Origin of the sequence: Acinetobacter sp. 742879 (assembly GCF_000588535.1) — a bacterium.
Classification (GTDB): domain Bacteria; phylum Pseudomonadota; class Gammaproteobacteria; order Pseudomonadales; family Moraxellaceae; genus Acinetobacter; species Acinetobacter pittii.
The window spans coordinates 1-8,732 of sequence record NZ_JFYC01000030.1; the positions used below are offsets into that span (position 1 = coordinate 1).

7 protein-coding genes are annotated in these 8,732 nt (G+C 35.4%); 1 reads left to right on the top strand and 6 read right to left on the bottom strand.

Going from position 1 to position 8,732, the window contains the following annotated elements:
* The 3 genes from J690_RS23255 to J690_RS23265 all read right to left on the bottom strand — a co-directional run.
* On the bottom strand, nucleotides 1-1,560 hold a 1,560-nt coding region (locus tag J690_RS23255), incomplete at its 3' end, for a BapA/Bap/LapF family prefix-like domain-containing protein (RefSeq protein WP_032038774.1).
* Between the two features lie 35 nt (nucleotides 1,561-1,595).
* Nucleotides 1,596-2,441: an OmpA family protein gene (locus J690_RS23260; RefSeq protein WP_032038777.1), complete on the bottom strand. Its 846-nt coding sequence runs from the start codon at nucleotides 2,439-2,441 to the stop codon at nucleotides 1,596-1,598.
* Nucleotides 2,442-2,897: 456 nt separating this feature from the next.
* Nucleotides 2,898-3,716, bottom strand: coding sequence for a hypothetical protein (locus J690_RS23265; protein WP_001120776.1), 819 nt, complete (start codon nucleotides 3,714-3,716; stop codon nucleotides 2,898-2,900).
* A 497-nt stretch (nucleotides 3,717-4,213) separates the two neighbouring features.
* Here J690_RS23265 and J690_RS23270 point away from each other — a divergent pair, with 497 nt between their 5' ends.
* A complete protein-coding gene (locus J690_RS23270) occupies nucleotides 4,214-4,570 on the top strand; it encodes an IS630 transposase-related protein (RefSeq protein ID WP_001203192.1) in 357 nt (118 codons plus the stop codon).
* Nucleotides 4,571-4,578: 8 nt separating this feature from the next.
* Here J690_RS23270 and J690_RS23275 read toward each other — a convergent pair whose 3' ends face one another.
* The 3 genes from J690_RS23275 to J690_RS23285 all read right to left on the bottom strand — a co-directional run.
* The gene (locus tag J690_RS23275) at nucleotides 4,579-5,403 is read right to left on the bottom strand and encodes a hypothetical protein (protein ID WP_000514224.1); all 825 of its coding nucleotides are present in this window, start codon (nucleotides 5,401-5,403) and stop codon (nucleotides 4,579-4,581) included.
* 430 nt (nucleotides 5,404-5,833) lie between these two features.
* Nucleotides 5,834-6,664 carry an OmpA family protein gene (locus J690_RS23280; protein ID WP_032038780.1) on the bottom strand — a complete coding sequence of 277 codons (831 nt, stop codon included), beginning with the start codon at nucleotides 6,662-6,664 and terminating at the stop codon, nucleotides 5,834-5,836.
* Between the two features lie 102 nt (nucleotides 6,665-6,766).
* The coding region (locus J690_RS23285; protein ID WP_032038782.1) for a YadA-like family protein at nucleotides 6,767-8,732 on the bottom strand (1,966 nt) is incomplete at its 5' end.

Here is an 8,732-nt window from a genome sequence, read left to right on the forward strand (position 1 = left end):
GGTCGCTGGAAGATCAGCAGTGTAGGTACCGTCCGGCTGAACCGTTGCCTGAACCTGTTCCGTTACAGGCTTACCTTGTGAATCTGTACCTGTTACTGTAATTGTCACTGGACTACCTGCAGGAACATCTGTAGTCGTACCTGTTAACTTATTCGTCGCTGGATCGATATCAACAGTGATCGCACCTGCTACAAGGTCAAGACCCGGATCTGCCGGTGTATTCGGATCGTTATCATTGTCACCTTGTGGTGCCAAAGTATCGGTCGCACTTACATCCTTGCCATTCAGCCCTTTCGTAACTGCCTGTACATCAACCGATGAACCATCTGCAATACCATCACCTGCTACTAACTGGTAATTATATTTACCATCAGCATCTGTTTGAACAGTACGGGTAATCTCAACATCTGCGCCTGTTGCATCTTTACCTTTAATGGTAAGTACAACATTGCTGTTCGGTGCTACATCAACTGTAGTACCGCTGATCTGACCTGTGCCCGAGTCTGCAATATCAACAGTAATGCTACCGTCTGCCACACCTGCACTATTGTCCGTGTCAGTCACAGGTTTACCATTGTTATCAGTCGCTTTCGCTTCTGCTTCAATCGGTGCATTCGGGTTAATGGTCGCTGGAAGATCAGCAGTGTAGGTACCGTCCGGCTGAACCGTTGCCTGAACCTGTTCCGTTACAGGCTTACCTTGTGAATCTGTACCTGTTACTGTAATTGTCACTGGACTACCTGCAGGAACATCTGTAGTCGTACCTGTTAACTTATTCGTCGCTGGATCGATATCAACTGTAATTAATCCGTCAACTCGGTCTAAACCACCTTGTTCTGGGGTAGATGGATCATTGTCATGATCAGTCTTCACAAGACCATCTTCGGCTTTTACAATATTACCATTTTGATCTACAACCTCAGACTCTACCTTTAAATCCCCATCAGCAAAGTCATTTGGCACTTCTATTGTATAGCTACCATCAGGATTAATAGTTGTTTCAATTTCCTGACTAATTAAATTTCCATCTTTATCTTTACCCGTAATGGTAACATTCACTTTACTGCCATTAGGAATATTTTCAGTGTTACCCGTTACAAGCCCATCACTTGAAACTTGGATACTATTCACACCATTAGGTTTACTTGGGGAATTATCATCATCATTATGGGTTGCAGCAATTATCCCCCCAACAGCACCCAGACCAGCTAACCAAGGTAAAAGGCTAGCAAGTTGACTCCCTGCTTCTGGTAGTAATACTTCTAACCCAGGAATACCTTTAAAGTCAGAAACCCCATCGAACCAATAAAGAACACATCCATCTTCTTCAAATACTAAGTCAGAAATTACTTCATCATAAGCAGTAAAGAAATTTTCAATAACTATTACTTCTCCATTTTTCAATTTAAGTAATAAGTTATTACCGTCACGGATAAATTCCTCAACATCATCACGATGCATTTTCGTATGAACGATTGATGCTTCTGTTAAAGTAATCTGATTCGAATTAACTATTGATTTCTCTAATGAATCTTTTTCTATTACGATAAAATTAGTCATATTTCACCTAAACTTCTTATTCCATAAATTGGTAATTACTTAGAAATCCCAGTAATTTCGACAGTTACACGACGATCTGGTTGCAAGCAGGCTTTTAAGGCTTCTTGTGATTTAACGTTAGGACATCCATCAGTTACAGGTTGAGCTTCTCCCCTGCTTGTTGTACTGATAACGCTATCAGACAACCCATTTTGGATTAGAAGATTCCGTACAGTATCCGCCCGGCTTTGCGCCAGCTTTTGGTTATAATTGTCATTGCCTAATCGGTCTGTATGACCAGTCAATTTAATTGCACTTACCGAGACGTATCCCTGCGAAATTTTAGAAGCTAAATCCATTACTTCTTGGCGCCCTTTTGGCAGCAAGTCATTAAGTGTAGAACCATCAAATTTGAATAAAGTATCTGCTGATAATTGGATTACTGAAGTGTGTTCAATAGTTGGAGTTTCTTCTTTTTTTGAGCAAACAAGTTCTTTTCCATTATTTAAAATATAAGGTTTGCCATTCTTATCTATGGAAAGGGTCAAATTATTGTCGGATAACTGATTGGTTTGAAGGTCTACATCACATGATTGACACTCTTGAGAAGTACAATTTTTAACTTTGAAATTGTAAATTTCAGGCTTCAAACGGTACTGCGCTGCATTATTAATATAGAAGCTACCCGATTGAATGTTGTCTATATAGAAATTAATAGGACAGTTTTGCTTTTCCGGAGCATCTTCTGCACATAATTTATCATCTCGTTTTACGTTTATTACTTGAGCCTTATCGTTGCCCCCTTCTTGAAACCGTAAACCTGTAGGCTGGGAATAATTGTTGGCTGCACAGGCAGACAGTCCAATTGACACAGCTATTACTAACAATCGCAATTTATACATATAGCATTCCCTAAACGTTAAAAGTAAAAACCATTGTTATCTCTATATTTGTGAAGCAGTTCTCATATATGCAAAGTGAAGTTATCAAATTCACACCATGATTTATGTGCATTTTACACATTTTTATTTTATTTCAAACTATGCTTTTTATATTAAAAATGAAAATAGTTTCAAAAAAATTCTCTTAAAAATTTAAATATTTAATATTTAATATTTTTTTTAATTTATTTTTTTAATAAAAAATTGTTATTTTTATCCACAACTAATTATGTGCATTTTTAACATAGAAAATTTGTGACTGCGTGACTTTAAGCTCAGTAGCGTCTTATGCGGATAAAGTAAATAATTTCTCTAAGAGAATAAGAGATAAAAAAAGCCATACTGAAGTAGATGGCTTAGATGAAGAGCAGTTTGAAAGAAAAATTAAGTTAAATTTAGTCTACTTTAAATTTAAACTTATAAATCAAACCCACCGAAGATTGGGGGCTCTTCTGTCGTACTATCATCATTGTTTGAGTTTCCTTCCGACGAGTTAGAACCATTTTCTTGTTCAGATGTTTGTGGAGGAGCTCCATCTTTACTTGATGGATAATCATCCATTAATAATATTGTACTTAGCGCAGCACAATGAGTTCTTAGGCTCTCATTATCATCATCGTACATTGTTGGATATAATTGTTTAGAATATTGTGAAGTATAACTTGCAGTCCAATTCTGCAAGATATTAGGTAAATTAAAAGTATAGTAATATGTTTTTTCTTCATTGGGTTGATAAGTATTAACAGTTTCATCATTTAAACAATAATTTGTTTCTGTTTCTTTTTCTGTTTTAGAACCCGTTAATTGTATAGCAGCTTTACAACTGTTGATGTACTCATAGATCGGTTCTGATGTCGTATTTTTCACAATGACTTGTAATTTATACCTTACCTTCAATCCACTATTTATTCCCAAAAGATCCATCCGATCCCCCATTTTCATAGGGATAAATGGAGCATAGTGTCTAACAAATTGAATTGTTCGCTCTACACCGCCACAATATTGTGTTACAGGATTTGGATAAGCAACAGCATACTCACCATCATCTTCCATTTGATTAGAACCTGGATTTGGTCGAGGATTAGTAACAGGGTTTTCGGTGCCAACCGTCATTTCACCTGTGCCAGTCCCCCCTAAAGTCACTCCAACATTAAATCCGCCATCCTCTCCAGTACAACCCGAGAGCATAAATAAACCTACAGATACTAATGGTAGTGTAAGACGCGAATGAGGCATATGAGTTATCTCAATAAATATTGTAAGAACTAAAAAACAGAAAATTCCTTTAAACCTGTTTTTTCATGAAATATTTTATAGGAAACTTAAATACTTGGAATTATTCAATCACTATAAAATTTAAATTTTATAGAATTCAAGTAGCTAACAAAAATCTAGGTATTCAGAAATAAATATATTCTTTTACAATCCTATGATGTCTGGAACTCCGGTCTTATTAAAACCTAATATAATTTAACAATAAACATACTTTTTGACAAACAAAAATGTGCAATTAAACCATTTTTCATAAAAAAAATTATGTGAGAGGGAAATAAAATTTTAAAAAAATAATAATATGTGCAATATGTACATATTTTTTAAATAATGGTACATTTCCTTTGAGTGACTCTAAACAAAAGGAGATAGAACTGTAACATTTGAATAGAAAAAATTACTATAGCTCAAACAGTAAGTTTTTATTAAACAGTTGACACTAGGGAAATGAGTTAAATTCAATGCGTGCGTATTCTTTAGACTTTCGCCAGAATGTAATGGCTGCTTACAAACAAACGCAACATAAGTCAAAAGTCTGTAAACAGTTTAAGATTGCCAGATCAACACTGGATGAATGGATTGCTCTTGAAGAAACAACACAAGATTTAAAACCACTACCACTTACTCGTACTGGCAGACCCTTTTCTATTTATGACTTAAAAAGCTTTGAAGATTTTGTAAAATCTACACCCTTCTCTAAAATCAGAGAATTAATAGACCCTTTTGAACATAGATTTGGTTATAAAGTCTCATATTCTATTCTATGGAGAGGCTTAAAAAAAATTGGGTGGAAAAATAAATTTAAAAGTCGAGAGTGAATCAATATTTATTTATCATATTGGAAAATACCCAGACGAAACTGTTTATTCGCGTCAGGGGATCTTTCATCGTTTTTACAATATTCTATTGCCGAAGAAAGGATAGCCTTAGACATCAAATTCCACATATCAAGACTTAATTTTTTAAGCTTTTCTACAGATTCAGGACTTAACTCGTCTGCAAAAATAGCTTGTTCTAAAAAATTGGTTTTTTGCGTTAGATTACTAATCCCGGCTGCAAGATGATCTGAAATATTTTGAGTAAATAGTTGCTTACTTTCATCCATTTGTGGATCTGGAGTAAAACTGGAATTCTGCAAAATAATTTGATTATTTTCTTCTATGACCAACCCCAATCGTTTAAGTTCGAGTAATATTGATTTTGGATGCTTTTCAGAAGATATCTGCTTAACCAAGCCCTCAAAACTTGGTTCCTCCCCATTAAAAGGAATTTGGGTTGGCAGTTTTTGTCCTATCCATAAACCTATTACACGAGCAGGTACACTAATAGGTAATTGCTGATTAAACTGATTAATTAATCTATACTCACCATAGGTCTGACAAAAACTTCTGACATCACGTCGCCCTAAACCAGATAATAAGCTAACAGCAGAGTCTGTTTTTTTTTGTTTAATAGAGTCTAGCTCTTTAATGGCTTCATTATAAAATACCGACTTTAGGGCGGTTGAAAACTCATTGTAACCAATACCAGTTTTAATAAGCCAACGAACCAACTCAGGCATAATACTGATAGCATGTTCTAATGTCGTTTCAGTGTCATGAGACAACATCATGTCTTTAGAAGTTACCAAAGCCGATGTCTCTTTACCCATGCATACTCCAGTGTGAGATGAAATAGACTTCCCCAAATCAATAGTAGTTAGAAAGTTAAAAAACATTTTAATTTAATAAAATTATACTTTTTCAACCTAATAAATTGTAGGCTTTTTTTTAAAAAAATGTAGGCTTTTTTTTATAAACTAACGGACTATTTCGTACACTTGGTTCATTCTCTACAAGCTGTGTTGATGTTAAAAAGAGAATTATTAAGTTTCTTATAACACTAAGATATGTCTAAAAATATAAAAAAAACAATATTAAAAGAAATTAAATTATTAAAATATTTCAAATAAAAACAAAAATTTATACAAAAAACTATTTTGATTATCAATAACGATTTGAAAAATTTAATTCTGTAAAAAAATAGGCTTATTCTTCATTCAATATGAATAAGCCTTTTATAGAAATAATATATGAATTTTTTTACTCAATGATACCATCAACATCTATTACTACGCGCCTATTGGGTTCTAGACATTTCACTAATAGATTTTTTGAAAGACCATCTGCACAGTGTTTTACAGGATCCTGCTCGCCTAGACCTTGTGCAATAAGAACTTGGGCGTTGATTTGATTATTCAAAAAATATTGTTTTATCGTTTCTGCTCTTTTTTGAGATAACGTTAAGTTATAAACCTCCCGTCCTAAGTAATCTGTATATCCCAAAATCCGAATTGTTCTAATTTCTTTAAATTTATGAAGTTCTGCAACCAAACGATCTAAATCCTCCCTTCCTTTTAGATTTATATGATTCAGATCACTTTTATCAAAAGCAAATAATGCATCTGCGCCTAGTGTATAACGTTTGATTGATACTTGCTGTTTAGGCTCTTCTTTCTTTGGTGGATTGAATGATGGAGGACAAGCAGCATTTTCCGGATCAATCGGATTCCAATAAAAACTGCTTGCAATCATATTTTGATCAAATAAAATCTTATATTGGCAAGTAGTTATGCCATTTTCACCTTTGCCAGGTGTATTAAAGTGAAATAAATAATTCCATTCTCTTGGTCTCCACCCATCATCATATTGTGGTCGTCCAATTAATTCATATAACTGATCTTTTGTCATACCTGAACGAACTTGGCTTAAACTTTGTAAATTTGGAAATGTTCCTAACTCCTTATTAAAAATAACATCATTAGCTTTATGCCATTTAGGATTGTCAGTCATACCCTCTTTTGTAATTAACGTACCAGTTGAACACCCACTAAAAATTCCCACTGCTAAACACATGATAAATAAATTTTTCATATCTGAATTCCCGTATAAATTTTGTATTCGATAATTTAATTTTAAGTAGTCTTTATATTAGACACACTGAAATATTCAATGTGCCTAATAATCACTAAAGGCTTACCATTGGATACCGGCGCCTACAGTTCCTCCAAAATCACCACGGGAATTACCACTTCCAGACATTTTAAAGACCCATTTTCCATTATCTGAAATCGATGACATACCTATTGCATAACCAGATTCACCTCGGTACGTACCACCGCTGATTGCCATCATACTTTTACCTGGAATGTAAGCTTGTGGTAATCCAGCAGTTGCCATTGCTTGAGCAATACCTCCATTGGCATGATCTTCTAAATCATCGATACGTTTATTCGTTGTATAGAATGCTTGTTCTAATTGATTACTTACATTAGCGACTTGTTGATCTAAAGAATTCAGAGCATCTCCCACATTATTGTAAGAGCCTCCACCCACATTATAAGTAGGGCCTGTATTGGTTTCATAATTGGCACCACCACCTAAGTAGTTATAAATATTGGTGTTGCTCGCATGTAACTGAGACCCATTAATCGCATCTTTCGATGTAGAGTTAATTGTGCCATCCGCTACATTTGTAACTTTACTGCCACCAGCATTTATACCCGTTTGATCAATAGTAATATTTCCTACAGAAACTTTATTTGTGGTAACTGAACCAGAAGTAACGGTATCAAACTTAACATCTTTATTGGTTGCCACTTGATAATTCGTACTACCATCAGCATTTTTAGTACTTGAAACAGTAATATTCTCCCCAGACGATACAGTTGTTTTAGCAGCTGTTGCAGCTGCATTTGCATTTTGAGCAACTTGTTTTAATTGATCTTCAGTAGCAGCTTGCCCAGAAACAATATTGTTAGGATTCCAAGTCGTATTTGTTAATCCATTAACTGTACCAGCTTCACCATTAACAGTAACTTTTCCAGCCGAAATATTGCCTTTTTCACCATCAATATGAACATCTCCAACCTGAATTGTTCCAGTATTGCCATCAATTGAAACCGCTTTATCTCCTGTACCAATTTTAATCTGATCAGCCAAACTCACTTTAATGTTATTACCAGAATTCGTTACTAATACACCATTATCAGAGCTACCATTAATATTCACTGTTTGACCTGGTTTTACTGTGCTTGTCGCATTCGAACCTGAATCAGTACTTACATTCCAACCTTGGTTTGCATTTGCAACCTGATCATTTACATATTTAATTGCATCATCAATGTTATTCTGTCCAGTGCCACCAATATTGCTCCAGTTAATCTGGTTATTACTATAAAGAGCATTACCGCCAAACAGTTGAGTCAAGTTATTAGCAAAGCCAAAAAGCTGACTACCATTGATCGCATCTTTAGAATCTGCACTAATAATTCCCTCCGCAACATCAGTTACTTTTTTATCGCCTGCACTAATACCATCTTTCGTTAAGCTTGGTCCATTGGCAATAACAATACCATCCGTTGAAATTGTGGTATCACCAACTGTAACCTTATTAAAATCAACCTCATCGGCTGTCGCAACAGTGTATATATTTTGCCCATCTACGCCAGTGCTTGAAATAACAGTAATATTTTTCCCTTGTTCAACCTCTGTTCTGGATGCTGCTGTTGCCTGGTCTACATAGGTTTTATTGGTAATATGGTTTCCTTCAGTAATTGGACCTGTGTAGTAGCTGCCTCCATTATTCACCGTAAAACTATCGCCTAGCTTGGTTTCTCCTGTCGCAGTCAGGTTCGTCGTGTTCACTGTATTGAACGTCACATCCGCTGACGTACCAACCGTGATACTGCCATCCGCATTCGCTGTTAACTCAACATTGTCTCCAGTCACAAAGTTAACCTTGTTGTCATCTTTATTGACTGTCTTAACATCAACTCCGTCAATCTGCGTCACCACACTTTGTAAGGCTGTATCTGCCTTAACCAGACTGTCTTTGGTACTTTGACTCAAATCAACTGCATAGTCCGTAACGTTGTTGGCATCAGGTGTACCTGCCGTTACCGTAACTGCACTTGATCCTGCTGACGCAGTGCTACCTTTG

Coding starts and splice junctions, on each gene's coding strand:
- J690_RS23260 (WP_032038777.1), bottom strand. CDS start 2,441: ATGTATAAATTGCGATTGTTAGTAATAGCTGTGTCAATTGGACTGTCT.
- J690_RS23280 (WP_032038780.1), bottom strand. CDS start 6,664: ATGAAAAATTTATTTATCATGTGTTTAGCAGTGGGAATTTTTAGTGGG.
- J690_RS23270 (WP_001203192.1), top strand. CDS start 4,214: ATGCGTGCGTATTCTTTAGACTTTCGCCAGAATGTAATGGCTGCTTAC.
- J690_RS23275 (WP_000514224.1), bottom strand. CDS start 5,403: ATGGGTAAAGAGACATCGGCTTTGGTAACTTCTAAAGACATGATGTTG.
- J690_RS23265 (WP_001120776.1), bottom strand. CDS start 3,716: ATGCCTCATTCGCGTCTTACACTACCATTAGTATCTGTAGGTTTATTT.